General features: G+C 71.8%; 24 protein-coding genes and 1 pseudogene. 11 read left to right on the top strand and 14 right to left on the bottom strand.

What is annotated here, in order from left to right; all coding sequences use genetic code 11:
• Positions 1-50: 50 nt before the first annotated feature.
• Complete coding sequence (locus ACFWJO_RS26475; protein WP_031013392.1) at positions 51-506, bottom strand: Lrp/AsnC family transcriptional regulator; 456 nt, start codon at positions 504-506, stop codon at positions 51-53.
• A 126-nt stretch (positions 507-632) separates the two neighbouring features.
• Between ACFWJO_RS26475 and ACFWJO_RS26470 the strand changes: the two genes are divergently transcribed.
• On the top strand, positions 633-761 hold the full coding sequence (locus tag ACFWJO_RS26470; protein ID WP_385435724.1) for a hypothetical protein: 129 nt from the start codon (positions 633-635) through the stop codon (positions 759-761).
• On the opposite strand, the gene ACFWJO_RS26465 is transcribed toward ACFWJO_RS26470, so the two are convergent.
• Positions 758-1,438 (bottom strand): UbiX family flavin prenyltransferase, encoded by a 681-nt coding sequence (locus tag ACFWJO_RS26465; RefSeq protein ID WP_386869008.1) that lies wholly within the window; start codon positions 1,436-1,438, stop codon positions 758-760. The two genes, ACFWJO_RS26470 and ACFWJO_RS26465, sit on opposite strands and share 4 nt — an antisense overlap.
• Positions 1,439-1,544: 106 nt before the next feature.
• On the opposite strand from ACFWJO_RS26465, the gene ACFWJO_RS26460 reads away from it, so the two are divergent.
• Positions 1,545-2,147, top strand: a complete 603-nt coding sequence (locus ACFWJO_RS26460) for a rhomboid family protein (protein ID WP_386868967.1) — start codon at positions 1,545-1,547, stop codon at positions 2,145-2,147.
• 56 nt (positions 2,148-2,203) lie between these two features.
• Here the strand turns inward: ACFWJO_RS26460 and mqnP are convergent, their stop codons facing one another.
• Together mqnP and ACFWJO_RS26450 are read right to left on the bottom strand one after the other, a co-directional pair.
• Complete coding sequence (gene mqnP / locus ACFWJO_RS26455; protein ID WP_386868965.1) at positions 2,204-3,106, bottom strand: menaquinone biosynthesis prenyltransferase MqnP; 903 nt, start codon at positions 3,104-3,106, stop codon at positions 2,204-2,206.
• A complete protein-coding gene (locus ACFWJO_RS26450; protein ID WP_386868963.1) occupies positions 3,103-4,554 on the bottom strand; it encodes a menaquinone biosynthesis decarboxylase in 1,452 nt (483 codons plus the stop codon). The genes mqnP and ACFWJO_RS26450 overlap by 4 nt, the downstream gene beginning before the upstream one ends.
• Before the next feature lie 90 nt (positions 4,555-4,644).
• Between ACFWJO_RS26450 and ACFWJO_RS26445 the strand changes: the two genes are divergently transcribed.
• Together ACFWJO_RS26445 and ACFWJO_RS26440 are read left to right on the top strand one after the other, a co-directional pair.
• Positions 4,645-5,058: a PLD nuclease N-terminal domain-containing protein gene (locus ACFWJO_RS26445; protein WP_386868962.1), complete on the top strand. Its 414-nt coding sequence runs from the start codon at positions 4,645-4,647 to the stop codon at positions 5,056-5,058.
• 1 nt (position 5,059) lies between these two features.
• Positions 5,060-5,935, top strand: a pseudogene (locus ACFWJO_RS26440) (LysR family transcriptional regulator); the annotation flags it as partial.
• Here the strand turns inward: ACFWJO_RS26440 and ACFWJO_RS26435 are convergent.
• The gene (locus ACFWJO_RS26435) at positions 5,847-6,815 is read right to left on the bottom strand and encodes a DMT family transporter (RefSeq protein ID WP_386868960.1); all 969 of its coding nucleotides are present in this window, start codon (positions 6,813-6,815) and stop codon (positions 5,847-5,849) included. The pseudogene ACFWJO_RS26440 and the gene ACFWJO_RS26435 overlap by 89 nt on opposite strands.
• 52 nt (positions 6,816-6,867) lie before the next feature.
• Positions 6,868-7,275, bottom strand: coding sequence for a hypothetical protein (locus tag ACFWJO_RS26430; RefSeq protein WP_386868958.1), 408 nt, complete (start codon positions 7,273-7,275; stop codon positions 6,868-6,870).
• 80 nt (positions 7,276-7,355) lie between these two features.
• Here ACFWJO_RS26430 and sigJ point away from each other — a divergent pair, with 80 nt between their 5' ends.
• The 6 genes from sigJ (at position 7,356) to ACFWJO_RS26400 (ending at position 15,736) form a co-directional block, all read left to right on the top strand.
• On the top strand, positions 7,356-8,285 hold the full coding sequence (gene sigJ, locus ACFWJO_RS26425) for an RNA polymerase sigma factor SigJ (protein WP_386868956.1): 930 nt from the start codon (positions 7,356-7,358) through the stop codon (positions 8,283-8,285).
• A 1,692-nt stretch (positions 8,286-9,977) separates the two neighbouring features.
• Entirely contained in the window at positions 9,978-10,598 is a 621-nt protein-coding gene (locus ACFWJO_RS26420; protein WP_386868955.1) for a flavodoxin family protein, read from the top strand.
• A gap of 31 nt (positions 10,599-10,629) precedes the next feature.
• A complete protein-coding gene (locus ACFWJO_RS26415; RefSeq protein ID WP_386868953.1) occupies positions 10,630-11,082 on the top strand; it encodes a nucleoside deaminase in 453 nt (150 codons plus the stop codon).
• Positions 11,075-11,983: an isopenicillin N synthase family dioxygenase gene (locus ACFWJO_RS26410; RefSeq protein WP_386868951.1), complete on the top strand. Its 909-nt coding sequence runs from the start codon at positions 11,075-11,077 to the stop codon at positions 11,981-11,983. The genes ACFWJO_RS26415 and ACFWJO_RS26410 overlap by 8 nt, the downstream gene beginning before the upstream one ends.
• 101 nt (positions 11,984-12,084) lie before the next feature.
• Positions 12,085-14,199 carry a hypothetical protein gene (locus ACFWJO_RS26405; RefSeq protein ID WP_386868949.1) on the top strand — a complete coding sequence of 705 codons (2,115 nt, stop codon included), beginning with the start codon at positions 12,085-12,087 and terminating at the stop codon, positions 14,197-14,199.
• Between the two features lie 4 nt (positions 14,200-14,203).
• Complete coding sequence (locus ACFWJO_RS26400; RefSeq protein ID WP_386868947.1) at positions 14,204-15,736, top strand: ABC transporter substrate-binding protein; 1,533 nt, start codon at positions 14,204-14,206, stop codon at positions 15,734-15,736.
• Between the two features lie 72 nt (positions 15,737-15,808).
• On the opposite strand, the gene ACFWJO_RS26395 is transcribed toward ACFWJO_RS26400, so the two are convergent.
• The 8 genes from ACFWJO_RS26395 to hemL all read right to left on the bottom strand — a co-directional run bounded on the left by ACFWJO_RS26395 (position 15,809) and on the right by hemL (position 24,389).
• The gene (locus ACFWJO_RS26395) at positions 15,809-16,318 is read right to left on the bottom strand and encodes an SRPBCC domain-containing protein (protein WP_386868945.1); all 510 of its coding nucleotides are present in this window, start codon (positions 16,316-16,318) and stop codon (positions 15,809-15,811) included.
• 93 nt (positions 16,319-16,411) lie between these two features.
• Positions 16,412-17,503, bottom strand: coding sequence for a c-type cytochrome biogenesis protein CcsB (ccsB, locus tag ACFWJO_RS26390; RefSeq protein WP_386868943.1), 1,092 nt, complete (start codon positions 17,501-17,503; stop codon positions 16,412-16,414).
• Positions 17,500-19,293: a cytochrome c biogenesis protein ResB gene (locus tag ACFWJO_RS26385; RefSeq protein WP_386868942.1), complete on the bottom strand. Its 1,794-nt coding sequence runs from the start codon at positions 19,291-19,293 to the stop codon at positions 17,500-17,502. Before ACFWJO_RS26385 ends, ccsB begins: the two co-directional genes overlap by 4 nt.
• 10 nt (positions 19,294-19,303) lie before the next feature.
• Complete coding sequence (locus ACFWJO_RS26380) at positions 19,304-20,047, bottom strand: cytochrome c biogenesis CcdA family protein (RefSeq protein ID WP_386868940.1); 744 nt, start codon at positions 20,045-20,047, stop codon at positions 19,304-19,306.
• 13 nt (positions 20,048-20,060) lie between these two features.
• Complete coding sequence (locus ACFWJO_RS26375) at positions 20,061-20,666, bottom strand: TlpA family protein disulfide reductase (RefSeq protein ID WP_386868938.1); 606 nt, start codon at positions 20,664-20,666, stop codon at positions 20,061-20,063.
• A 90-nt stretch (positions 20,667-20,756) separates the two neighbouring features.
• Positions 20,757-22,010 (bottom strand): hypothetical protein, encoded by a 1,254-nt coding sequence (locus tag ACFWJO_RS26370; RefSeq protein ID WP_386868936.1) that lies wholly within the window; start codon positions 22,008-22,010, stop codon positions 20,757-20,759.
• 295 nt (positions 22,011-22,305) lie between these two features.
• Complete coding sequence (locus tag ACFWJO_RS26365; protein ID WP_386869006.1) at positions 22,306-22,953, bottom strand: histidine phosphatase family protein; 648 nt, start codon at positions 22,951-22,953, stop codon at positions 22,306-22,308.
• Between the two features lie 128 nt (positions 22,954-23,081).
• Complete coding sequence (hemL, locus tag ACFWJO_RS26360; protein ID WP_384420842.1) at positions 23,082-24,389, bottom strand: glutamate-1-semialdehyde 2,1-aminomutase; 1,308 nt, start codon at positions 24,387-24,389, stop codon at positions 23,082-23,084.
• An 861-nt stretch (positions 24,390-25,250) separates the two neighbouring features.
• Between hemL and ACFWJO_RS26355 the strand changes: the two genes are divergently transcribed.
• Positions 25,251-25,688: a hypothetical protein gene (locus ACFWJO_RS26355; RefSeq protein ID WP_246094774.1), complete on the top strand. Its 438-nt coding sequence runs from the start codon at positions 25,251-25,253 to the stop codon at positions 25,686-25,688.
• The last annotated feature ends 3 nt before the right edge of the window (positions 25,689-25,691 follow it).

Raw genomic sequence — 25,691 nt, 5'->3', positions numbered from 1 at the left:
CCGTACTCCCCCGCCTTCCGGGCGGGCGGAGCCCCCATGGCCGCCGCGCGTCAGCCCTCTTCCGGCAGGTCGCCGACCCGGTTCTCCCACTTGGTGGACAGCACGATCGTGGTGCGGGTGCGGGAGACGCCCTTGGTGCCGGAGAGCCGGCGGATGGTCTTCTCCAGGCCGTCGACGTCGTTGGCGCGGACCTTGAGCATGAAGGAGTCGTCGCCGGCGATGAACCAGCAGTCCTCGATCTCGGCCAGGTCCTTCAGCCGGCGGGCCACGTCCTCGTGGTCGGCGGCGTCGGAGAGGGAGATGCCGATGAGCGCGGTGACGCCGAGGCCGAGCGAGGCGGCGTCGACGGTGGCGCGGTAACCGGTGATGACCCCGGCCGCCTCCAGGCGGTTGATGCGGTCGGTGACGGAGGGGCCGGAGAGCCCGACGAGCCGGCCGAGCTCGGCGTACGAGGCCCGGCCGTTCTCGCGCAGGGCCTGGATGAGCTGCCTGTCCACGGCGTCCATAGGTACGAAGCCTTCCATTGTCCAGCGATACCGCGAGTTTGGGTATAGAATCAAAGGTACACAGGGCCCGACGCCCTGTGAATCGTTCATTCAGATCAAAGACGATCTTCAGGAGTGGTGTTCACCGTGTACACGATCGAGATGGCCTACGCCCGTATGCGCGAGCTGCAGGAGATGGCCAACCGCTCGCGTGCCCACCAGCCGTCCGCCTCGAAGCGCGCCGCCGCCACGAAGCGCGCCGCCAAGAAGCGCTAGTCAGGACGGGAAGCGGCTCCACCGAGCTCTCCCTTCCACCGGCGGTACAGCTCGTGCGGCACCCCTGCCGCGTCGAGCACCCGCCCCGCGACGAAGTCCACCAGGTCCTGGATGTGCGTCGCACCCGCGTAGAACGCCGGAGAGGCGGGCAGCACCACGGCGCCCGCCTCGTCCAGCGCCACCATGTGCCTGAGCGTCTGCCCGTTCAGCGGGGTCTCCCGCACGGCGACGACCAGCGGCCGCCGCTCCTTGAGCGTCACGCTCGCGACCCGCTGGAGCAGGTCCTTCGAAAGCCCGAGCGCGACCCCGGCCACGGCGGCCGTCGACGCCGGCACGATCAGCATCCCCTTGACGGGGTACGACCCGGAGGACGGCCCCGCCGCCAGGTCCCCGGCCGGCCAGTACCGCACGTCGTCGAGGGCGTCGGCGGACACCCGGAACGTCCCCGGCTTCCCGTCGGCACCCCGCGCCAGCCACTCCGCCAGGTCCTCGCGCCAGTGCGCGTCCCGGAAGGCGATCCCCGTCTCGTCGAGCAGCGTCAGCCGCGAGGCTCGCGACACGACCAGGTCGACGCTCTCCCCCGCCGCGAGCAGCCCCCGCAGTACGGCGGCGGCATACGGAGTCCCCGACGCCCCGGACACCCCGACCACCCAGGGACGACGCTGCTGCTTGTTCACCGGCTCCACGCCGACGAGCCTATCCGGAGGGGCACACGGGGCACGGGGTAAGGTGCCCCGGACGTCGACCCGGTACGGAGGCGAACGTCCAGGAGGGGGCAGGAAAATGAGCGGACCCGCGATCGACGGATGGAGCCGGTCCGACCGGGCGAAGGCCGCGGCCAAGCTGATGACGGGCTGGGTCGCCCTGCTGTGGCTGCTCGAAGCCGCCGACCTCGCGACCGGACACGCCCTCGACCCGTACGGCGTCACCCCGCGCGAGTCCGGCGAGCTGGCCCACATCGTGCCGTCGGCCTTCCTGCACTTCGGCTTCGGCCACGTCGCCGCGAACAGCGTGCCCCTGCTGGTCCTCGGCTTCCTCGCGGCGCTCGGCGGCATCCGGCGCCTCCTGGCCGTCGTGGCGCTGGTCGTGGTCTTCGGCGGCCTCGGCGTCTGGCTGTTCTCGCCGTCCGGCACCGTCACCGCCGGCGCGTCCGGCGTGGTCTTCGGCCTCTTCGGTTACGTGCTGGCCCGCGGCTTCGTGGACCGCAGACCGCTGGAGGCGGTCGTCGGCCTGCTCGTCGCCGCGGTGTGGGGCGGCTCGATGCTGACCGGCGTCGTCCCCACCGACGGGATCAGCTGGCAGGGCCACCTGTTCGGCCTGCTCACGGGAGTGACGGCGGCCTTCGTCCTCCGCCGCGGCCCCCGCCCCGCCGCCCTGACCACCTGACGCTTCCCGCAGGCCCCGTCAGGCGGCGAAAGCCGAAGGCCGCCCGCACGGTCGGGCTACACGGACAGCCCGCGCACCAGCAGGTCGAGCAGGGCGCACACGAACAGGGCGATCCCGATGAAGCCGTTGACCGTGAAGAACGCCCGGTTCAGGCGCGACAGGTCGTGCGGCTTCACGATCGAGTGCTCGTAGCAGAAGGCCGCCACCACGATCACCAGACCCACCCAGAAGAACGCGCCCGCGTCCGTCAGCAGCGCGTACCAGACCAGCAGGCCCGTGGTGACGACCGCCGAGGCCCGCGCGCCCCACAGGGCCGCCGGGATGCCGAAGCGGGCCGGGACCGACATGACGCCCTCGGCGCGGTCCGCCTGGACGTCCTGGCAGGCGAAGATCAGGTCGAAGCCGCCGATCCAGATGCCGACCGCCAGGCCCAGGACCACCGCGTCCCAGGACCACTCGCCGGTCACCGCCAGCCAGGCCCCGATCGGACCGATCGACTGGGCGAGGCCGAGGATCGCGTGCGGGAAGTTCGTGAACCGCTTGCCGTACGGATAGACCACCATCGGGACGACGGCGAGCGGCGCGAGCGCCAGGCACAGCGGGTTCAGCAGGGCCGCGGCGCCCAGGAAGACCACCACGGCCACCCCGGCGCCCGTCCACGCCGACCGCACCGACACCGCGCCCGTCACCAGCTCCCGGTTCGCGGTGCGCGGGTTACGGGCGTCGATCTCCCGGTCGATGATCCGGTTGCAGGCCATGGCGAAGGTCCGCAGCCCCACCATGCACACGGTCACCAGGAACAGCGTCCACCAGTGGATCTTCCCGTCCAGCTGGTACATCGCGGTGAGCGAGGCGATGTACGCGAAGGGCAGCGCGAAGACCGAGTGCTCGATCATGACGAGCCGGAGGAAGGCTTTCGTACGGCCCGGCCGGGCGCCGGGCACCGCTGCCGTGGTCACAGTCCGTACTCCTTCCAGCGGCGGTCCACCAGGGCCGCCGTCGCCGGGTCCGACTCGACCATGTCCGGCCAGCCGCCGTCCCGGGTGTAGCCCTCCTCGGGCCACTTCTTCGTCGCGTCGATGCCCGCCTTGCCGCCCCAGAACTGCTGGTAGGAGGCGTGGTCCAGGTGGTCCACGGGGCCTTCGACGACCGTGAGGTCGCGGGCGTAGTCGGTGTTGCCGAGCGCGCGCCAGGAGACCTCGTGGAGGTCGTGGACGTCGCAGTCCTTGTCGACCACGACGATCAGCTTGGTCAGCGACATCATGTGCGCGCCCCAGATGGCGTGCATGACCTTCTGCGCGTGCTTCGGGTACTTCTTGTCGATCGAGACGATCGCGCAGTTGTGGAAGCCGCCCGACTCCGGCAGGTGGTAGTCCACGATGTCCGGCACGATGATCTTGAGCAGCGGCAGGAAGAAGCGCTCCGTGGCGCGGCCCAGCGGGCCGTCCTCGGTCGGCGGGCGGCCGACCACGATCGACTGGAGCAGCGGGCGCTTCCGCATCGTGACGCAGTCGATCTTCAGGGCGGGGAACGGTTCCTGCGGCGTGTAGAAGCCGGTGTGGTCGCCGAACGGGCCCTCCGGCAGCATCTCGCCGGGCTCCAGCCAGCCCTCGATCACGACCTCCGCCTGGGCCGGGACCTGGAGCGGGACCGTCTTGCAGTCCACCATCTCGATCCGCTTGCCCTGGACGAAGCCGGCGAACAGGTACTCGTCGATGTCGCCCGGCAGCGGCGCCGTCGAGGCGTACGTGACGGCCGGCGGGCAGCCGAAGGCGATCGCGACCGGCAGCCGCTCGCCCCGCTGGGCCGCCACCGCGTAGTGGTTGCGGCTGTCCTTGTGGATCTGCCAGTGCATGCCGATGGTGCGCTTGTCGTGCCGCTGGAGCCGGTACAGCCCCAGGTTGCGGACCCCGGTCTCGGGGTGCTTCGTGTGGGTCAGGCCCAGGTTGAAGAAGGAGCCGCCGTCCTTCGGCCAGGTGAAGAGGGCGGGCAGCCTGTCGAGGTCGACGTCGTCGCCGGTCAGGACCACCTCCTGCACGGGGGCGTCCTTCACCTTCTTCGGCGGCACGTGGACCATCGAGCCCAGCTTCCCGAAGGCTTCGCGGACCCCGACGAAGCCGTGCGGCAGCTCCGGCTTGAGCAGCCCGCCGATCTTGTCGCTGATCTCCTCGTACGACTTCAGACCCAGCGCCTTCAGCAGCCGGCGGTCCGTGCCGAACACGTTCATCGCGAGGGGCATGGCGGAGCCCTTCACGTTCTCGAAGAGCAGCGCCGGGCCTCCCGCCTTGTTCACCCGGTCGACGATCTCCCCGACCTCCAGGTACGGATCGACTTCGGCCTTGATGCGCTTGAGGTCGCCTTCGCGCTCCAGCGCCCGGAGCAGCGAGCGGAGATCGTCGTAAGCCATGGGGCCCAGTATCGGTCACCGGCTAGGCTTGACCTGTCACCGGGGCCGTCCCGATCGCGCCCCGACACCGCTTCCAGGGGGCTGTCCCACATGCTCAGGGCACTGATGTTCATCCTGCCGCTGGCGCTGGTCATCTATTCACTGATCGACTGCCTCAACACCCCCGAGGACGAGGTCAAGCACCTCCCGAAGGTCGTCTGGGTCATCATCATCCTGCTCTTCTGGATCGTCGGCCCGATCGTCTGGTTCGCGGCCGGCAAGCTGCGCCGCGCCCCGGCCGGCGGCTCCACGCCCAGCGAGTGGCACCGCAACCACCGCCAGGAGTGGGTCGCACCCGACGACAACCCCGAGTTCCTGAAGTCCCTGAAGGAAGAGACCAAGAGGGACGAGTCCCTCCTCAAGGACTGGGAGGCCGACCTGCGCCGCCGCGAGGAGGAGCTGAAGAAGCGCGAGCGCGGCGAGCAGTCCGAGGAGAGGCGCGGCGAGGACGGCAAGGACGCCTGACATGGAGCTGCGGCTCCTCGTCACCTTCGAGAAGGTCGCCACGGTCCTCTCCTTCACCCGGGCCGCCGCCGAACTCGCCTACGCGCAGTCCAGCGTCACCAGCCAGGTACGGGCCCTGGAGACCTCCCTCGGCGCCGAGCTCTTCGAGCGGCTCGGCTCCCGCATCCGGCTCACCGAGGCAGGCGAACGGCTCCTGCCGTACGCGCGGCAGATCATCGCGCTCGCCGAGGAGGCCAGGGCGGCCGTCGCCTCCGGCGGCGAACCGGCCGGCACGATCGCCGTGGGCACCATGGAGTCGCTGACCTCGTACCGTCTTCCGCCGCTCCTCGAGCTCTTCCACCACCGCTACCCGGGCGTCCGGCTCTCCCTGCGCCCCACGCTCGGCGACGCGACCCGTCAGGCGCTGCGCGAGGGCACGTACGACCTCGGTCTGCTGATGGAACGGGAGACCGTGCACGAGGGCCTGGAGAGCGAGGTCCTGACGGAGGAGCCGCTGGTCCTGGTGGCCTCGCCGCGCCACCCGCTGGCCGGCCGCACCGGTCTGACGCCCGCCGACCTGGCGGCCGGCGCCCTGGTGGGGACGGAGCCGGGCTGCGCCTACCGCGATCTGTTCGAGGCGGAACTCAAGCCGTACGGGCCGGTGTTCACCGAGTACGGCACGATCGAGGCCAGCAAGCGGGGCGTGGCCGCCGGGCTCGGGATCGCGCTGCTGCCCCGGATCGCCGTCGCTGAGGACCTGGCGTCCGGGGCGCTGGTGGCGCTGGACTGGGCGCCGCCGTTCACGCTCTTCACACAGATCGCGTGGCGGCGGGGGAAGCGGCTGCCGGAGCACGTCCGGCTGTTCGTGGAGCAGGCGCGGCGGCTCGTGAGCGAGGAGTCGCCGGGGTCGCCGGAGCCTTCGCCGGCGTGACCCTGAGGCTGGCGAGGACGATCAGCGGGACGCCGAGCGCCTGCACGAGGCCGATGTGGTGGCCGTACACCGCCCAGTCGGCGACCATGGCGACCGCCGGGTAGGTGAAGGCGAGGACCGCGATCCGGGCGGTGGGCAGCTTGGCGTAGGCCGCGTACATCAGCACGTACATCACGCCGGTGTGGATCAGTCCGAGCCCGGCCAGCCAGGCCCAGCCGGTGCCGAGCCGGGCGGCCTCGCCGAAGTCGGCGAAGGGCAGGAGCAGCGGAATCCCGACGGTGACCTGTACGAGGGCGATCAGATGAGGTCGTACGCCGCTGATCCTCTTGGTGACGATCGTCGACAGGGCGTAGAGCACGGCGGCGGCGAGCGCGAAGCCGAGCCCCTTGAGGGAGCCGGTGTCGCCCGGCCGTACACCGGAGACGAGCACGAGCCCGGCGAAGGCGACGCCGAGCCAGGCCACCTTCGCGGCGGTGATCCGCTCCCGCAGCACCACCGCTCCGAGCAGCACCAGGAAGAACGGCTGGGTGTGGTAGACGACGGTGGCCAGGGAGATCGAGGCGGCCTCGTACGCCTCGAAGAGGAACACCCAGTTGAAGACGATGAACGCTCCGCCGAGCGCGGCGAGCCCGAGCTTGCGGGGCGTGAGCCCGTGCCCGGTGAAGAACCCGCGGGCCAGGCTGTACGCCCCGAGCGCGACCGCGCCGAAGAGGCACCGGAAGAACACCACGGTGAACGGGGAGGCGCCGGACTCGACGACGAAGATGCCGAGGGTGCCGGACAGCACCATGGCGAGGGTGAGTTCGAGGGTGCCCCTGGTCTGGTTCGCGCTGGTCTCGTTTCTCATGCCGTCGACGTTACGAACGGGCCGCCCGCCCGGTCCACGGGCCAGTGCGGCGTCATGCCGATGGGGCCATCGGCACCGCCGATCGCCCCCGCCCGGCCCGGCCGGCCACCAGGACCCGCCCGAGGTCGAGGACGCTCAGCCCGAACATCAGGACGCCGAGCGGCACGTGCAGCGAGGGCACGTGCGCGACGCCGAGGACCACCTGGGCGGAGGCGAGCACGAGGAAACCGGTCGCGTACAGGACCGGCCGGCCCGGCCCGCCGCCCGGCCTCCACGCGAGGACGGCGGCGAGCACGTACAGCATGGTCGCGCCGTACATCACCTTCGATCCGGCGTCGTGCAGCGTGTAGCCGTAGGAGGTGGACAGCAGCAGCCCGGCGGTGGCCGCCTGGAAGAAGAGGGTCAGGGTCTGCAGGCCGATCGCGACCCGGGTGAAGCGGGAGGCCTTGCGTGCGTTCATGACGAATTCCTTTTCGCTCGGGCCCTCGGAGGGTGTGTCGTATCCCCGACGACACAGCACGGAGAAATGTGAGGGCGGACATGAGCACACCGGCCGAGGCGGCGCTGGAACCGCAGGACGACGTCATCGCCGAGCGGCGCCGTCTGACCAACCTGGCCTACCGTCTGCTGGGTTCGCCGGCCGAGGCCGAGGACGCGGTGCAGGAGACGTACGCCCGCTGGTACGCCCTGTCGCACGGGCGCCGGGCCGCCGTCGACAACCCCGCCGCGTGGCTGACGACGGTCGCGACCCGGGTCTGCCTCGACCAGCTCGGCTCGGCGCGGGCGCGGCGCGAACGCTATGTCGGCGAGTGGATACCGGAGCCGCTGCCCGACCGCACCGAGTGGGGCCTGTCGGACCCGGCGGACCGGATCACCCTGGACGAGTCGGTGAACATGGCCTTCCTCATCGTCCTGGAGGCGATGACCCCCGCCGAGCGGGTCGCGTTCGTCCTCCACGACGTCTTCCGCTACCCCTTCGCCGACATCGCCACGATGCTCGACCGCACGCCGGCCGCCTGCCGCCAGCTGGCGACCTCGGCCCGCCGCCGCCTGCGCGCCGCCCGGACCGCACCGCCCTCGGCGCCCAATCGAACGGCCCTGATCCGCGACTTCAAGCAGGCCTGGGAAACCAGGAACATCGACGCCCTGCTCGCCCTCCTCGCCCCCGACGCCACCCTGGTGGCCGACGGCGGCGGCCTGGTCGGCGCCGTCCTGCGCCCCCTCGAAGGCGCCACGCGCATCGCCGACTACCTCCTCTTCATCGCCACCAAGGCCCCCGCCCTCACCCTCCTGGAACGCACGGTCAACGGCACCCCGGGCCTGGTCGCCCAGACCGCGGGCCGCACGGTGACGGTCGCGGCCTTCGACGTGTCCGACACCCGGGTGACCCGCATCTGGGCGGTCCGCAACCCGGAGAAGCTGGGGGCGTGGCAGTGGGCGGCGGCGGAGGAGGAGGAGGACGGGGCGTGAGTCCTGCGCCGGCTTCTGGTGCGGCCGCCCTTGTTCCGAGTGTGGCCCCCTCCACCACCGCGTCAAGGGCGCTCCCTGCGGTCGCGTCGCTTCGCGATGGCCTGCGGCCACCCTTGACCCGGTGGCTCCGGGAGCCTGTTCACACTCGGAGGGCGGCCGGGGGGCCCGGCCACGCGGACGGGCCCGGGTAGCCCGCCGCGCCGTGGGCGGCGCGCGGGCCGGTGGGTGGGGGCTCGGTTTGTGCCCGGGGCGGGTGGGACTGTTTCCCTCGGTTGGGGGTGCGCGGTCGTGGAATGGGGTGCCCATTCGGGGCTTAGCGGCTGTCGCCTGTCGTCTGGCCGGGGTTCATGCCCCGCTGGTCACTCCCGGTGGGTGGGAGGGGGCCGGTGGCGTGCAAACGTGGATATCCCCGGTCGCCGTGTGACGGAAGAGAACGGATGTGACGAGAGAGGCGACCCTGGCCCCTCGCGATCCACCTCTGCTCGCACCCGCCGCGCCAACCACCCTGCACGCCGCCTTCGTTGAGCTGTGATGTGCCGGGAGTGACTTGTGTGACTCCAGAGGCGCGGCAGACACCCTTCCCACCGAACTGGGGCCGCCTGGGCGTGCAAAGTGGGATCTCGCGGGGCCTCGGTGTGACGGATGGTGCTTGTGTGACGTGAGAGGCCAGGTCGGTGGCTTCCCGGCCCCGGGATATCCACGTTTGCACGCGACCGGCCTTGGCCACCCACGATCACCCGCTTTCCACCCACCGGGAGTGACCAGCGGGGCATGAACCCTGGCCGGACGACTGCCGACAGCCGCTAAGCCGTGGATTGAGCACCCCATTCCACGCCCGCGCACCCCGAACCGAGCGAAACGGTCCAACCCACCCCCGCCACTAACCGAGCCCCACCCCACCGGCGTGCACTGCCCAAGCCGTCCGGAGCGATACCCGGCCTCACCCACCACTGGCCCGCCATCCGCCTACGGTGGGAATGGCTCCCCGCGCCGGTCCGCGTGGCCGGGCCCCCCGGCCGCCCTCCGAGTGTGAACAGGCCCCCGGAGCCACCGGGTCAAGGGTGGCCGCAAGGCCATCGCGAAGCGACGCGACCGAAGGGAGCGCCCTTGACGCGGTGGTGGAGGGGGCCACACTCGGAACAAGGGCGGCCGCACCAGAAGCCCACGCAGGACTCACGCCCCCAGGGCCTAACCCCCCAGCCCCCGAGGGCGGCAGACGCACCCGCACACGAGGTACCGCACTCCCGGTGCGCCCGAGTCGTGCGGCACATGGTCCCGGCAGCGGTCGTGGAGGCCGACGACGCAGCGCGGCGACCGGTAGGCCCGTTCCTCCTCCGCCGGTTCCAGGCAGCCGCCCGCGAGCGCGTGAGCGAACAGAGAGACGCTCACCGCGTCGGCGGTCTCGGGCGTCACCCACCAGGCGTCGCCCGCACTGTCGCGATGCCGTCCACCGTGCCCCACGGCGAGCACGCAGACCGACCCCCGCCTGGCCGAGGAGTACGGCGTCGCCCGCCTCACCGCTCGGCGCGCCCCCCAGGAACTGCGGAGCGCGGGCTCGTGATCACCGTGCGCGGCAAGGGCCCCTACGTCATGCCCGCCGCGAGAACGGGCGCATCCCCGGCCGAGGAGTAGCCCGCCGCGTGACCCCACTCCCCCCGGAATACCCGTGGAGACGGTGGAGTTGGCAGCGACATGACCCTCGACCCCGGACACAACGCGCACCGCTCGTTCCTCTTCGTGCTCGGCAGCTCCCGCGCCGACGGCAACTCCGAGATACTCGCCCGCGCCGCCGCCGCGCATCTGCCCGCCGGTGTCACGCAGCGCTGGGTGGATCTGAACCGGCTGGCGCTGCCCGACTTCCAGGACGGGCGGCACGAGAGCGGCGACCGGCAGGTCACGGCGGATGAGGAGCTGTTGTGGCGGGCCACGGCGGAGGCGACCGACGTCGTCATCGTCTCGCCCCTGTACTGGTACAGCCTCTCCGCGCAGACCAAGCGCTACCTGGACTACTGGTCGGGCTGGCTGAACGTGCCCGGCTCCGACTTCAAGGAGCGCATGGCGGGCGGCACGCTGTGGGGCGTGACGGCCATGGCCGACGACGACCACACCGTCGCGGACGGCCTGGTGACCGGCCTGAGCCATTCGGCGGCCTATCTGCGGATGCGCTTCGGCGGCGTCCTGACCGGCACGGCCTCCCGCCCCGGCCGGATACGAGCCGACGAGAGCGCGATGGACCGGGCCAGGACCTTCTTCCACGGCGAAGCCCCGCTCGCCCGCTTCCCCTACGAGGAGGAGGCCGGCGCCGCCGTGTGATCCCGGCACCGCCCCGGGGAAGGCTCCCCCCATGGATCAGGAAACGGCCCGGCGGTGGCTCGCCACCGCGCTCGTTGAGGCGCGGGGTGGGCTTGGTGAGGGTGGGGTTCCCGTTGGGGCCGCGTTGTACGGGGCTGACGGCGGGCTGCTCGGGCGGGGGCGGAATCGGCGGGTGCAGGGCGGGGATCCGTCGGCGCACGCGGAGACCGAGGCGTTCCGGGCGGCGGGGCGGCAGCGCTCGTACCGGGGGACGACGATGGTGACGACGCTGTCGCCGTGCTGGTACTGCTCCGGGCTCGTCCGGCAGTTCGGGATCTCGCGGGTGGTGGTCGGCGAGGCCCGGACCTTCCGCGGCGGGCACGACTGGCTCGCGGAGCACGGGGTCGAGGTGCTCGTGCTCGACGATCCCGAATGCGTCGCGATGATGCGGAAGTTCATCCAGGAGCGGCCCGAGCTGTGGAACGAGGACATCGGTGATGAGTGAGGCCCGGCTTCCGACGATCGACCTCGGCCGGGACCCGGCCGGTCAGCTGCCCGCCGTCGACCTGGCCCTGCGGCAGGCCGGGTTCCTCCTGGTCACCGGGCACGGGGTGGAGCAAAACCTGCGGGCGGCCATCCGGGAGAGTGCCCGCGCCTTCTTCCACCTGCCGGCCGCCGTGAAGGCGCCGTACGCCGTGAAGGTCGGCGGGCGCGGCTGGCTCGGGCCCGGCGCGGAGGCCAACGGCTACGCGGAGGGCACCGCGACCCCGCCCGACCTCAAGGAGTCGCTGTCCTTCGCGGCCGAGGAGCCGACCGGCGACCCGGCCGTCGACGCGGAGTGGTTCCTGCCGAACACCTGGCCCGCCGAGGTCCCGGAGCTCAGGGGACTCGTGGAGGAGTATCTGCGGCGGATGCGGGAGCTGTCCGATCGCGTCCTCGACCTGCTCGGGCTCGCGCTCGGCGAGGACGCCGACTTCTTCACCCGGCACACCGGGCATCCCACCTTCGGCTTCAACATCAACTGGTATCCGGGCAGGGACCGGACCGGCGAGCCCGAGCCCGGGCAGTTCCGGATCGGGCCGCACACCGACTTCGGCACGGTCACGGTCCTCGACCGGCAGGCCGGCAAGGGCGGCCTGCAGCTGTACACGGAGGCCGACGGGTGGCTCGACGCGCCGTACGACCCCGCCGCCTTCACCGTCAACATCGGCGACCTGATGGCGGGCTGGACCGGCGGACGCTGGCGCTCCGGCCGGCACCGCGTCCTGCCGCCGCCCGCCGACGCGCCCGCCGAGGAGCTGATGTCGCTGGTCTACTTCTACGAGTGCACACCCGGCACCACCATCAACGGCATCGAGTCCCACACCTATCTGCGCGCCCAGCTCGACGCCATCACCGCACAGTGACAGCTCCGTGACCCAAAAGCCTGGCCGAAGCCCAACTCCCCGTCGATAATCTCGACTTGAGATGTGACGGGGCACGTCTGGTGGGATGCAGGGGGTAGCGGGTGGAGAGGGTCCTTTACGGCCGCGAGGCGGTGCTCCACCGCACGGGACTCGCCGCGCGACTGATCGGGCTCGGCGGCGAGGGCCTCGCCCGCGTCCCGTACGAGCACGGCGACGACCCGCCCGTCGTGGTCCTCACCGGCGGGCGCGGCATGGGCAAGACCGCCCTGCTCAAGCAGCTCCGCAACGCCTACAAGGGCGCCACCCCGCTCGCCCTCCTCGACTGCGACCGGATCGAGCCGCCCGCCGACCACGGCCCGGGCTGGACCGAGCTGACCGGCGCGCTCGCCGAACTCGCCGTCCAGCTGGCGCCGCGGGTCACCGGCGCCAAGCCGGTGCAGTTCCCGCGGCTCTCGCTCGGTCTCGTCGCGGTCGCCTCCACCGGCTGGACGCAGGAGGACGACGAGCGGGCCCAGCGCGACCTCCAGCGCCTCGGCCCGGTGCTGTCGACCGTCGACGCCACCAAGGGCGCGGCGGCCAACTGGGTCACCAAGGTGCTCACCAAGCTGGCCGCCACCTTCGCCGACGCCGCCGCACCGCTCGCCGGGCTGCTCGCCGAGGCCACCGTGGAGACGGTCCTGGAGGAGGTCTTCGGCAAGTTCCAGCAGAAGTCCGAAAGCTGGTACGGGACTTACCGCAACGCGGGCGGCCGCGGCAAGGCCGGGCTCCAGCAGCTGGCCGTCGACTTCGCGCAGGGCGGCCGCCGCCGGCAGGAGGCCGAGGGCTTCCTGGTCGGCGCGCTCGTCGAGGACCTGGGCCAGGCCTACCGCGGCCTCACCCGGATGGGCACCCGGCGCGGCCGGCCCGTCGTCCTGCTCGACAACGCCCACGGCGAGCTGGGCCGCCGGCTCGTCGAACCGATTCTGCGGGCCCGCCACGACGGGCTGCGCGACAAGGTCGTGGTGGTCGCCGCCTCCCGGGTGCGCGAGCACGAGGGCCTGCGCCACGCCCACCGGCTGCGGCTGCCGGAGACCGCGCACCGGGCGCCCGCCCCGCGCGGCGACGACGTCACCTCCGGCATCCTCGCCGTCGACCTCACCCCGCTCTCCCCCGCCCAGACCCAGGCCGCCTTCGACCGGCTCGACCCGTCCGGCCTCACCCCCGCCGACCTGGCCCGCGGCGTCCACCGGCTGACCGGCGGCCGGCCGCTGGGCGTGATGCTGCTCGGGCAGGCCGCGGCGGAGGCGCCGCGCGCCGAGCGGCCCGGGCTCACGCCGGGCGCGCTGCTCGACCTGACCGTGGAACTGCGCGAGGACGCCCGCCCGGTGCCCGTCGCGCCGGCCCTCCTCGGCGCGCTCCTGCCGCAGCCGCGCCTGGAGCCCTTCACCGTCCTCGCCGCCGCCCACGACGAGGAGTCGGCGCGGCTGCTCGCCCGCACCCGCCTGCACACCGAGTCGCGCGACGGCGACATGGCCCTGCTGGTCCGCGACGAGCTGCGCGCCGAGGACTGGCCCGAGGGACCCGAGCACTTCGTCGCCGACCCGCTGCTGCGCGCCCTGCTGCTGCACCGGCTGCGCTTCGAGGACGCCGACCACCCGCGGTACGCGGTGTGGCGGGCGGTGCACGAGACGCTGCACCGGCACTACGGGCGGGACGGCGCGCCCGCCGCCCACCTGCCGTACCGGCTGCACCACGGACTGGCGCTGGGACGCGCCGAGGAGGCCGTGACCCATCTGCGGCTCACGTTCCCCGAACCCGACGTGGTCGGCTGGCTGGGCCGGCTCCGGTTCATCGCCTCCGCGCCGTACCCGCGCGAGCCGGGAGCCGGCGGGCCCGACCCGCGGCGGGCGATCGCCCTCGGCCGGCAGGCGCCGGACCGGCTGCCCGACGGCCGTGGCGGTCCCGACGGCCCAGACGGCCTCCAGGGTCTCGACGCCGAGCAGACCGCCCTGCACCTGTCCGTACGGCGGCTGCTGCACGCCGTGTGGCTGCTGACCGATCCGCTCGCCCTGCCCGACGGCGAGGTGACCGAGAAGCTGGCGCACGAGCTGCGGCAGCTCTCCGGCCGCCATCTGACGGGCAACAGCCCGCTGTGGGACGCGGCCACCCACTGGCCGAGGGACATACACGCCTGGCGCCGGCTCTCGCTGCCGCCGGGCCGCGAGGACGGAGTCTGAGGCGATGACCGACCGGCTGCGCAACCGCTATCTCTACACCCCGCGACAGAAGTTCTTCGCCGCCGTGATCGCCCTGCTCGTGGTCGGAGTGCCGCTGGGCTGGGCGGTGAAGACGTGGACCACTCCGGAAAACCGTTCCTGCGCGGAGGGTGTCGAGCGCCCGCAGGGCTCCGACGAGTGCGTCGGCGTCAACGGAGAGGGCTTCGACTTCCGCGTGCCCGAACTCGCCGAGGTGGCGGGCCTGATAGGCCGCGAGAACGCCACCCTCAAGGCCGACCAGTACGCCACCGTCGCCGTCCTGCTGCCGCTCACCTCCCCCGACCCCGGGATGCGCGTCAAGGTCCTGCACGAGCTGCAGGGCGCCTACGCCCGCCAGTACCGCGCCAACCACGAGTCCAACAGCGAGACGCCCAAGATCCGCCTGGTCCTCGCCAACACCGGCAAGGGCAACGCCCACTGGCGGAGCACCGTCGACCGGCTCACCGCCATGACCGGGGCGCCGCACCGGCTGCGCGCGGTCACCGGCGTCGCCACCTCCTCCACCGAGGTACGGCTCGCCGTCACCGCCCTCACCAAGGCGGGCGTCGCCGTCGTCGGCACCACCATCACCGCCGACGACATCGCCAACGGCCCCGGCCACAACCGCTTCCCCGGCCTCGCGCGCGTCTCGCCCACCAACGGCGACGAGGCCAAGGCCCTGGCCCACTTCGGCCGGGTCGACGCCGCCAAGGCCCTGCTCGTCCAGGACACCCGCACCGGCGACCACTACACCGACACCCTCAAGTCGGCCTTCGCCGCCTCCCTCAAGGGCGCGCCCTACGAGCCCCAGCTGTTCACCTCGCCCGCCGACCCCACCGAGGAGGGCACCACCGCCAACACCTTCAAGCAGATCACCCACCTGATCTGCGACACCCGCGCGGAGACCGTGTTCTTCGCCGGACGGCACACCCAGCTGCGCCAGTTCATCAACGCGCTGGGCGCCCGCGGCTGCGTCGAGCGGCCCTTCACGATCCTCACCGGCGACGAGGGCTCCTACCTCGGCGCCGACGCCAAGCTCAACCGCAAGGCCCTCAAGGCCCGGCTGACCGTCCGCTACGCGTCCCTCGCCCACCCCGACGCCTGGCGCGCCGCGCCCGGCCGCCCGGTCCCCGCGACGGGCGGCTCGACGGTCGCGTACGAGACCTTCGTGACGGACATCGCCCGCGCCTCCAAGAAGCCGGTCGCGCTCGCGGACGGGCAGGCGATCGTCGCGTACGACGCGATGGCGACCGCCGTCCACGCGATCCGCCAGGCCACCCCGGACGGCGCCGCCCACCCGGAGCTCGCGGATGTCGCGTCCCAGTGGCCGCAGGTCAAGGGCTCGCTGCGGGTGCAGGGCGCGAGCGGCTGGATCTGCCTGGACAACTTCGGCAACCCGTACAACAAGGCGGTGCCGATCGTGGAACTCGCGGAGGACGGCTCGCAGCGCTTCGTCGCCATCGCCTGGCCGGAGGGCTCGCCGCCGGCCGCGAGCTGCCTGCCGCCGCGCCGCGGGTGAGGAGCGGCGGCGCGCCACCGGCTCCCGCCCGCGCTTCCGGCGGACACGCGGTCCTGGGCCGTTTCCCGCGGGTCAGGGCACCCACTTCGGCCAGGGCGCGTCCTCCAGCTCGTACACCTCGCGCAGCGCGCGCCAGCGGTCCTCGGTCCAGTCGAGCCAGTCGGTGGGGTGGCCGTCCAGGGCGCCGGCGAGCCGCTCGAAGTGCTCGTGCCACCCGGCCAGCATGTTCAGCTTCTCGTCGCGCGTGCCGCGGAACTCGTGGGTGAAGCGCAGGACGGTCGCGGGCTCCAGGTGGAAGCGGATCCGCTGGTGCCCGGGGTCGACGGTGTACTCGGCGACGTTCTCCATGTCCCAGGCGGTCACCCGCCCGGACAGGACGGTGTCGCTGTTGAACCACCGCAGGGTGACCCGCCCGCCCAGCCTGGGCTCCAGCGGGTCCGCCGCGCAGAGCCACTGCGGCAGGCCCTCCGGTGTCGCGACGGCGGCCCAGACGCTCACCATCGGGTGCGGCAGCTCGATCACGAACCGCAGGTGGTGCCGGTCGTCGTGGGTCTCGCTCCTGCCCCGGGGTATCTCGCTCATGGTTCCAGCGTGGCCCCGGGGCGGGGCGGGTGCCAGCTCAGGGCCGGCTCAGGGCCGACCCCGGGCCAGGCTCAGGGCCGGCTCAGGCCCGGCTCACACTCCGGCGTAGGAGTGCTTGCTGCTCACGAAGATGTTGACGCCGTAGTAGTTGAAGAGGAAGCAGCCGAAGGCGATGAGCGCGATGTACGCGGCCTTGCGGCCCTTCCAGCCGGCCGTGGCGCGGGCGTGCAGATACGCGGCGTAACCGACCCACGTGATGAAGGACCAGACCTCCTTGGCGTCCCAGCCCCAGTAGCGGCCCCACGCGTCACCGGCCCAGATCGCGCCGGCGATGATCGTGAAGGTCCACAGCGGGAAGACCGCCGCGTTCACGCGGTACGCGAACTTGTCGAGACTGGCGGCGGCGGGCAGCCGCTCCAGGACGGAGCGGGCGAAGGACCCCGGGTTGCCGCCGTTGGCGAGCTTGTTCTCGTACGAGTCGCGGAACAGGTACAGCAGGGTGGCGACGGCGCCCAGGTAGAAGACGGCGCCGCAGAAGATCGCGGTGGAGACGTGGATCCACAGCCAGTACGAGTCGAGCGCCGGGACCAGCTGGTCGCTGGGCGTCTTCAGCCAGGTGACGGCCATGCCCAGGTCGAGCAGGACCGTCGTGACCAGCGGAAGCCCGATCCAGCGGACGTTCTTCTTCGCGACGAGGAAGCCGAGGTACGCGCCGACCGCCACCGTGGAGAAGGTGGTGGAGAACTCGTACATGTTGCCCCAGGGGGCCCGCTGCACCGAGAGCGCGCGGGTGATCACGCCCGCCGCCTCGATGAGGAAGGCGAGCGCGGTGAGCGACACGGCGATCCGGCCGTAGAGGTCGCCCTTGACGGTGCCGCCGGCCGCGCCGGGGCCGTCCGGGACGTCCCGGGCACCGGCCGCGGCACGGGTGATCACCTTCGGCTTGTCGAGCACCGCGGTGCCCCCGGCGGCCGTCTTGACCTGGACGGTCACGGCCGGGGCCGCGGCCGCCTTCGACGGCTGCTGCGTGAGGGCGGCGGCGGTGCGGCCGACCTTGCTGCGGCTGCCGAACACCCACTCGGCGATGTGGGCGAAAAAGGCCAGCGTGTAGACGGCCATCGACGAGTAGACGAGCAGGTCGCTCATCTGCGCCAGGCTCTCGTTGGTCTCGGCGGCGAGGATCACTTCTCAGCCCCTTCGGACTTTGCGGCAGGTTCCGCGGCAGGGTCTTCCGCGGACGGGGGTTCCGGCGCGGTGGGCGCCTTGGCGTTGAGCGTGACCGCGAGGTCGGCCAGCTCCTCGGGCAGCCTGGCGGACTCGCTGCGGCCGAGGCCCGCCATCTCGACGACGGTGACGCCGTCCTCGCCCCGTACGGCCCGGACCCAGATCCGGCGCCGCTGGATGAACAGCGAGCCGGCGAGGCCGGCGATGGCGGCGATCGCGCCGGCGAGGGCGAGGCCGTTGCCCGGCTGCTGGGAGACCTGGAAGCTCGCCCACTCCTTGATCTCCTTCTCGAAGGTGATCGAGCCGGCGCCGTCCGGCAGCGTCATGGTCTCGCCGGGGAGCAGACGGTTGGCCTTGCCGGTGCCGCCGTCGACCGCGAACTGCTTCATCTTCGAGGTGTCCAGCTGGTACACGTTCTGCGGCAGACCGGAGTTGACGCGCAGGTCGCCGTGATAGCCGGTGAGCGCCATGACCGGGAAGCCGAGCGCCGGGAACTGGGAGAACATGTTTCCCTTGCCGGCGCCGGCGAAGGTGGGCACGAAGAAGGCCTGGAAGCCGAGCTGTTCCTTCTTGCCGTTCTTGTCGCGGTAGCCGTCCATCACCTTGATCGCGCCGGTCGAGGTGATGTTGTTGTCGATCGGCAGCAGCGGCACGGCGTCGCGCATGACGACCTTGCCGCGGCCGTCCCGGACGGTGACGACGGGCGCGTAGCCGTGGGCGATCAGGTAGACCTTCGCGCCGCCGACCTGCAGCGGCTCGTTGACGCGGATGACGGCCTTCTTGTCGGGGCCGCCGTCCTGGGAGTACGTGACGTCCGCCTCGAAGGTGCGCGGGGTGCCGCGCTGCGGGCCGCTCTTCTCGTACGTGCCGGTGAACCGGTCGAGGGTGAAGCTGAACGCGGGCAGGTCGTCGACGCCGAAGAGGGAGCCGGACTTGAAGTCGTCGTACTGGGTGAGCGTGTTGGAGAAGCCGTCGCCCTCGACGATCAGCTTGCCGCCCTCGGACTTCATCAGCTGGCCCCAGGCGAAGGCGACCAGCATGACGATGAGCGCGATGTGGAAGACCAGGTTGCCGGCCTCGCGCAGATAGCCCTTCTCGGCGGCGACGGCGTCACCCGCGGTGTGGGCGCGGAAGCGGCGGCCCTTGAGCATCGCGAGTGCGGCGGCCCGGACCTCCTCGGGGCCGGCCTCGGTGCGCCAGGTGGTGTACGCGGGCAGGCGGGTGAGCCGCTTGGGGGCGCCCGGCGGGCGGCCGCGCAGCTGGCCGACGAACTGCCAGCTGCGGGGCACGATGCAGCCGATGAGCGAGACGAACAGCAGGATGTAGATCGCGGAGAACCACACCGAGCTGTAGACGTCGAAGAGCTGGAGCTTCTCGTAGACCGGCGCGAGGGTCTCGTGGGCTTCCTTGAAGGCCTGCACCTTCAGCTCGTCCGCGCTGGTCTGCGGGATGAGGGAGCCGGGGATCGCGCCGAGGGAGAGCAGGAAGAGGAGGATCAGGGCGACCCGCATGGAGGTCAGCTGCCGCCAGAACCAGCGGATCCACCCGATGACGCCGAGGGCGGGGCCGCCGACGGCCGTCTCCTCGGCGGGGGCGGTGGACAGCTGGGACGCGGCCTCGCCGAGGCCGCCGTCCTGCTCCCTGGCGCCCGCGGCGTCGCGGGTGGCCCCGGTGCCGTCGGCGCCCTGGGTCTCGGGGGTGCCCTGGGTGTCGGGGGTGCCCTGGGTGTCGTTCGTGTCTGTCGTGCTCATCTCGGAACTCTCAGATCCCCACCGTGTAACCGCTGGCCCAGCCCTGCATCGTGGAGACCATGCTGTCCCATGCTCCTGTGAGCAGGAGGACGCCGGTCACGATCATCATGCCGCCGCCGATCCGCATCACCCAGGCGTAGTGCTGCTTCACCCAGGCGAACGTGCCGAGCGCCTTGCGGAAGGCGATCGCGGTGAGGATGAACGGCAGTCCGAGTCCGAGGCAGTACGCGAAGGCGAGCGCCGCCCCGCGGCCCGCGCTGGCCTGTTCCAGGGCGAGGGCGTTGATGGAGGCGAGGGTCGGGCCGATGCAGGGGGTCCAGCCGATGCCGAACAGCGCGCCGAGCACCGGGGCTCCGACGAGGCCGGCGGCGGGCTTCTTGTGGAAGCGGAACTCGCGCTGGGTGATCCAGGGCAGCAGGCCCATGAACAGCACGCCCATGAGGACCATGAGGATGCCGAGGACGGTGGTGAGGGTGTCCCGGTACTTCTGCAGGGTCCAGCCGAAGCTGCCGAACAGCGCCCCGCCGGACACGAACACGGCGGAGAAGCCGAGTACGAAGAGGGCGGCGCCCGCGGTCAGCCGGCCGCGCCGGGCCTCGGCGAGGTCGGTGCCGGTGACCCCGGTCACGTAGCTGAGGTAGCCGGGGACGAGCGGCAGCACGCACGGCGAGAAGAAGGAGACGAGTCCGCCGAGCACGGCGATCGGCAGGGCGAGCAGCAGCGCGCCGCTCAGGACCGTCTGGTTGGGATCCACGTCACATTCCCCGTCACTTTTCCGCGACGAGCGGTTCGATCATGGAGCGGAGCTTGCTCTCGTCGAGCGCCATCAGCGAACGCGCGGCGATCTTTCCGTCCTTGTCGAGAACGATCGTGGACGGAATGGCCTGCGGATTCATGGAGCCCTTGGGGAATCCGTTGAGAATGAGCTTTCCGGTCGGGTCGAAGAGGCTGGGATAGGGAACCCCGAACTCCTCCTCGAAGGCGAGCCCCTTGGAGGTGTCGGAGTCCCGGGTGTTGATCCCGACGAACTCGACGCCCTTCGCCTTCATCTCGTTCGCGACCTTGGCGAAATGCGGGGCCTCGGCCCGGCAGGGCGGGCACCAGGAGCCCCAGACGTTGAGGACGACGACCTTGCCCTTGAGGTCGGCGACCTCCAGCCGCTTGCCTTCGAGGGTCTGTCCGGCGATCTCCTCGACCGGCTTCCGCTCGCCCTTGGCGACGGTGGAGATACCGCCCGTGTTGGTCACGAAGTTGGTGTCACCGCCGCCGCCGGACTTGCCGTTGCCGTCCGAGCCGCAGGCCGAGAGCGCGAGCGCGGCGGCCAGGACTCCGGACGTCAGCAGGGTGCGGCGGGGCGCACGGCTAAGACTCATGTGAAAAGTTTCGCATGGGCGTTTCGAGGATCTTGGGCACCCCCCTACGTGCCCGTAAAGCCCCTTGTCAAGAAAGCCTAAGCAGCTGCGTCACACGGTCTTGAGGAATGCGTTCCAGCCGCCCGCGGGGGACTGGCCGACTTCCAGGGTACGCAGCCTGGCGAGGATCTTCGGGTCCTGGACGTCCAGCCAGTCCACGAACTGCCGGAAGGAGACCAGCCGCACGTCCTTCTTGGCGGCCATTCCCTTCAGGGCCTCCTCGACGGCGTCCATGTAGATGCCGCCGTTCCACTGCTCGAAGTGGTTGCCGACGAAGAAGGGGGCGCGGTTGGACTCGTACGCGCGGTTGAAGCCGGACAGATAGGCCTCGGTGGCCTGCTTGCGCCAGCCGGGATAGCGGGAGGGCACGCCCTTGGTCGTGTTCTTCGACTGGTTGGCGAGCATGTTGTAGTCCATGGACAGGACCTCGAAGGAGTGGCCGGGGAACGGCACCGCCTGGAGCGGCAGGTCCCAGACGCCGCCGCGCTTGACCGGCCACATCTGGCGGCCGCCGGGCGAGCTGGCGTCGTAGCGCCAGCCGAGGCGCCTGGCGGTGGGCAGCAGGTTGTCCTGGCCGAGCAGGCACGGCGTGCGGCCGCCGATGAGCTCCTTGGTGTAGTCGAAGGGCAGCGGGTCGAGGTCGGTCCAGCCGGTGTGGGTCTTCCACTTGGTGACGAAGCCGACGGCCTGGTCGATCTCGTTCTGCCAGTCGGCCGGGGTCCAGTGGGCGACCGAGCCCGAGCCGCCGCAGAAGTGGCCGTTGAAGTGGGTGCCGATCTCGTGGCCTTCGAGCCAGGCCTGCCGGACGTACTTGAGCGTGTCCTTGATGTGGTCGTCGGTGAGGTAGCCGATGTCGGAGGCGCCGACCCGGTTGTTCGGCGGGCGGTAGAGGCTCTTCTTCGACTCGGGCAGGAGGTAGAGGCCGGAGAGGAAGAAGGTCATCGCCGCGTCGTGGTTCCTGGCGAGTTCGAGGAAGCGCGGGAAGAGGCCGTTGCCGACCTCGCCGGCGCCGTCCCAGGAGAAGATCACGAACTGCGGCGGCGTCTGGCCGGGTTCGAGCGGCACGGGGGCGTCGGGCTGGTGGGGCTGCTTTCCGGTGTCGGCGGTGGAACCGTCACCGATCGGCCGGGCGTCGTCCTTGCTGGGCGTGGCGGAGGTGGTCGGCGCACCGGTCACGTCACCGCCCTTGCCAGGTCCGGAACGTCCGGGCTTGTCCTTGTTGTCACCACTACAGGCGGCCAGACCCAGTGCCGCCGCGGCACCAACTCCCGCCCCGAGCAGACTCCTCCGATTGATCCCGCGCATGACATCCCCATTCGCGCTGACGTAAGACCTGAACGTCATCCAAACCGACAATGGGTGAGATGCCGGGAGGAACACGGAGGTTCCGGGAATTAGCACAAAAATTTCAGGGCGGTCGGACGACGTGGCGTCGTCCGACCGCCCTGAGGGGTCTACTCCTGGGAACGCCTGGCGTCCAGAGGCCCGGCGCCGGGAGGTCCGGCGCGCGGAGGTCGGGCGTCCGGGGACGGGCGTCCCGAGGCCCGGCGTCGGGAAGCCCGCGTCCGGAGACGGGGCCTCCCGAGGACGGCCCTCCGGATCAGGCGCCGAAGGCCTTCGCCTTGCCCTTCACCGGCTTCGCGCCCGCGCGCAGGTGCACCGGCACGAGGTCGAGGGCCGGCTCGCTGTACCCGACCGAGACGATCCGGTCACCCCGGTACGTGAACGTGGTCAGCGAGGCCAGCGTGCACTGCCGGCGCCGCGGGTCGTGCCACAGCCGGCGCTTCTCCACGAAGCTGCGCACGATCCAGATCGGCAGCTGGTGGCTCACGCACACCGCCTCGTGGCCGCGCGCCGCGTCCTTCGCCGCGTCGAGCGCGCCCATCATCCGTACGACCTGCTCGATGTACGGCTCGCCCCAGGACGGCTTGAACGGGTTGGTGAGGTGCTTCCAGTTGCCCGGCTTGCGCAGCGCGCCGTCGCCGACGCCGAAGGTCTTGCCCTCGAAGACGTTCGCCGCCTCGATGAGCCGCTCGTCCGTGACCAGGTCGAGGCCGTGCGTCTTGGCGATCGGGTCCGCCGTCTCCTGCGCCCGCTCCAGCGGGGAGGCCACGACATGGGTGATGTCCCGGTCGGCGAGGTGCTCGGCGACCCGGTCCGCCATCTGCCGGCCGAGCTCGGACAGGTGGTAGCCGGTCCGGCGGCCGTACAGCACGCCGTCCGGGTTGTGCACCTCGCCGTGCCGCATCAGGTGGACGACGGTGATGTCGTCGGCGCCAGTCCCAGAACCCTCCGAGCCCGCCGCGACGGGCGGAACGCCCGGGACGGCCGGCGTGCCCTCTGCGCCTTCTGCGCCCTCGGCGCCTTTCGCGGCGCTCACGCGGTGGCCTCCGCGGCGGCGCGGGCGGCGGCCGGCAGCGCGGCGGCGATCCGCTCGACGGCCCGCTCGTCGTGGGCGGTCGACACGAACCAGGACTCGAAGGCCGACGGCGGCAGGTAGACGCCGTCCGCGAGCATCGAGTGGAAGAACGCGTTGAAGCGGAAGGCCTCCTGCTTCCTGGCGTCCTCGTAGTTCCGCACCTCGGTGGAGGTGAAGAAGACCGAGAACATGTTGGACGCGGTCTGCAGCCGGTGCGCCACGCCCTCCTTCGTCAGGGCGTCGGTGACGAGCCCCTGGATCTCGGCCGAGACGGCGTTCACCTTCTCGTACGCGGCCTCGTCGAGCAGCCGCAGCTGCGCGAGGCCGGCGGCGGTGGCGATCGGGTTACCGGAGAGCGTGCCCGCCTGGTAGACCGGGCCTGCCGGGGCGAGGTGGCCCATGACGTCGGCGCGGCCGCCGAAGGCCGCGGCCGGGAAGCCGCCGCCCATGACCTTGCCGAAGGTCATCAGGTCGGGCCTGACGCCGTCCACGCCGTACCAGCCGGCCCGCGAGGTGCGGAAGCCGGTCATGACCTCGTCGGAGATGAACAGCGCGCCGTTCTTCGCGCAGGCGTCCTTCAGGCCCTGGTTGAAGCCGGGAAGCGGCGGGACGACGCCCATGTTGCCCGGCGAGGCCTCGGTGATCACGCAGGCGATCTCGCCCGGGTACCGGTGAAAGGCCTCCTGCACGGCCTCCAGGTCGTTGTACGGCAGCACGATGGTGTCGCCGGCCTGCGCGCCGGTCACGCCGGGCGTGTCGGGCAGGCCGAAGGTGGCCACGCCGGAGCCGGCCGCGGCGAGCAGCGCGTCCACGTGACCGTGGTAGCAGCCCGCGAACTTGATCACCTTGGCGCGGCCGGTGAAGCCGCGGGCGAGCCGGATGGCGGACATGGTCGCCTCGGTACCGCTGGAGACCAGCCGCACCTGCTCGACCGGCTCGATCCGCGCGACGATCTCCTCGGCGAGCGCGACCTCGCCCTCGCCGGGCGTACCGAAGGACGTCCCGCGCGCCACCGCCGTCTGCACCGCCGCGGTCACCTCGGGGTGCGCGTGGCCGAGGATCATCGGTCCCCACGAGCAGACCAGGTCGACGTACTCGCGTCCGTCGGCATCGGTGAGGTACGGACCGGTACCGGACACCATGAACCGGGGCGTTCCGCCCACGGCCCGGAAGGCCCGCACCGGTGAGTTCACGCCGCCGGGCGTCACAAGGGAGGCGCGGTCGAAAAGCGTCTGTGAGACTGGGGCTTCGTATGAATACGGCACTGTGATCCTGACCTGATCCTGACCTGCGAGGACGACGTCGAGTACGTGGGGACGGTGTGGGCACCCTGTGAATTACGCCGGGGCGTGTCTCCGTCGCGTCTGCGAAACTGGGGCGTCATAAGGATGGCTCACGGAATCCATGGTGTCAGAGGCCACGGCGATCTTGCGGACAGGTGTTTCACCGTACGACCGTGGGGGAGGTCACTGTCACGATGATCGGGCCGCACGCGGAGACGGCGGCCGGAACAGCAGTCGGGTGGAGATATGCATCGCGGTGGCGGACCGGGCGAGGGGACTGACGACCTGGGTCCCGACCCTGTCCGGAGGGGGAGGCACCGGCGCCGGAGGACGGAAGAGCCGAGGGCCAACGAGCCGAGGACGGGCGGTGAGCCGCGCGCCGAGTCGCGCGGCGCTGACGCACGTGGTGACGCACGTGGTGACGCCCGCGGCGAGGTGCGCGGAGACGCCCGCGCCGAGTCGCGTGGCGAGCCGCGCGGCAGCGAGCCGCGGGCCGGCGAGCCCCGGAGGCCGGACGGCCCGTTCCCGGGCGGTACGGGCCCGGCGACGCACGGGCCCGCGCAGAGCGCGACCCCGAACCACAACCCCAACCACAACCAGAGCCCTGGCCCTGGCCCCGGCCCCGGCCCCGGCCCGGCATCCGGTGCCGCCGGCCCTGCCCCCAGTTCCGCCCCGGGTCCGGGTCCGACCCCGGGTCCGGGTCCGACCCCGGGTCCGGGTCCGGTGCCGAGCCCGGTCGCGGACGAGTCGCGGCTCGGCCGGGCACGCGCCCGGCGCGCCGCCCGGGCACGCGAGTCCGGCCCGGTCGAGGGACCGGCGACGCCGGGGAACGGGGGCGGCCGCTTGGGCGTGACCTACAAGTACTTCGGCGCGCCCAACAGCGCGACGGCGGCGCAGGTCCCGATCTCGATGCGCCCCGAGGAGCTCGGCGGCGACGAGCTCGGCATGGGCGGCATGTTCACCAAGATCAAGCCGGAGACCATAGCCGCGATGGTCCTGACCGGCATCCAGGGCATGCCGCTGCACAAGGTCCCGCCGCTGGAGCTGGTCGTCCTGCACCCCGACTACGCCGTGGTGAAGCTCCCGATGACCGTCGTCGACCCCCTCCGCGGCATCGGCGAGGAGTCGGTCGGCGCCGCCGCCTTCATCTGGTCCACGGTCCCCGACCGCGGCGGCCCGCAGGACGCCTTCAACGTCTACCAGCTGCTGCACGAGTGGCAGGACTTCAGCCACCGGCTGCACGAGGCGGGGCACCAGCCGTACTGCCTGGTCTGGCCGTAGGCC

Origin of the sequence: Streptomyces sp. NPDC127092 (genome assembly GCF_042722475.1) — a bacterium.
Taxonomy (GTDB): domain Bacteria; phylum Actinomycetota; class Actinomycetes; order Streptomycetales; family Streptomycetaceae; genus Streptomyces.
This window is presented reverse-complemented; position numbering and strand designations above follow the sequence as displayed.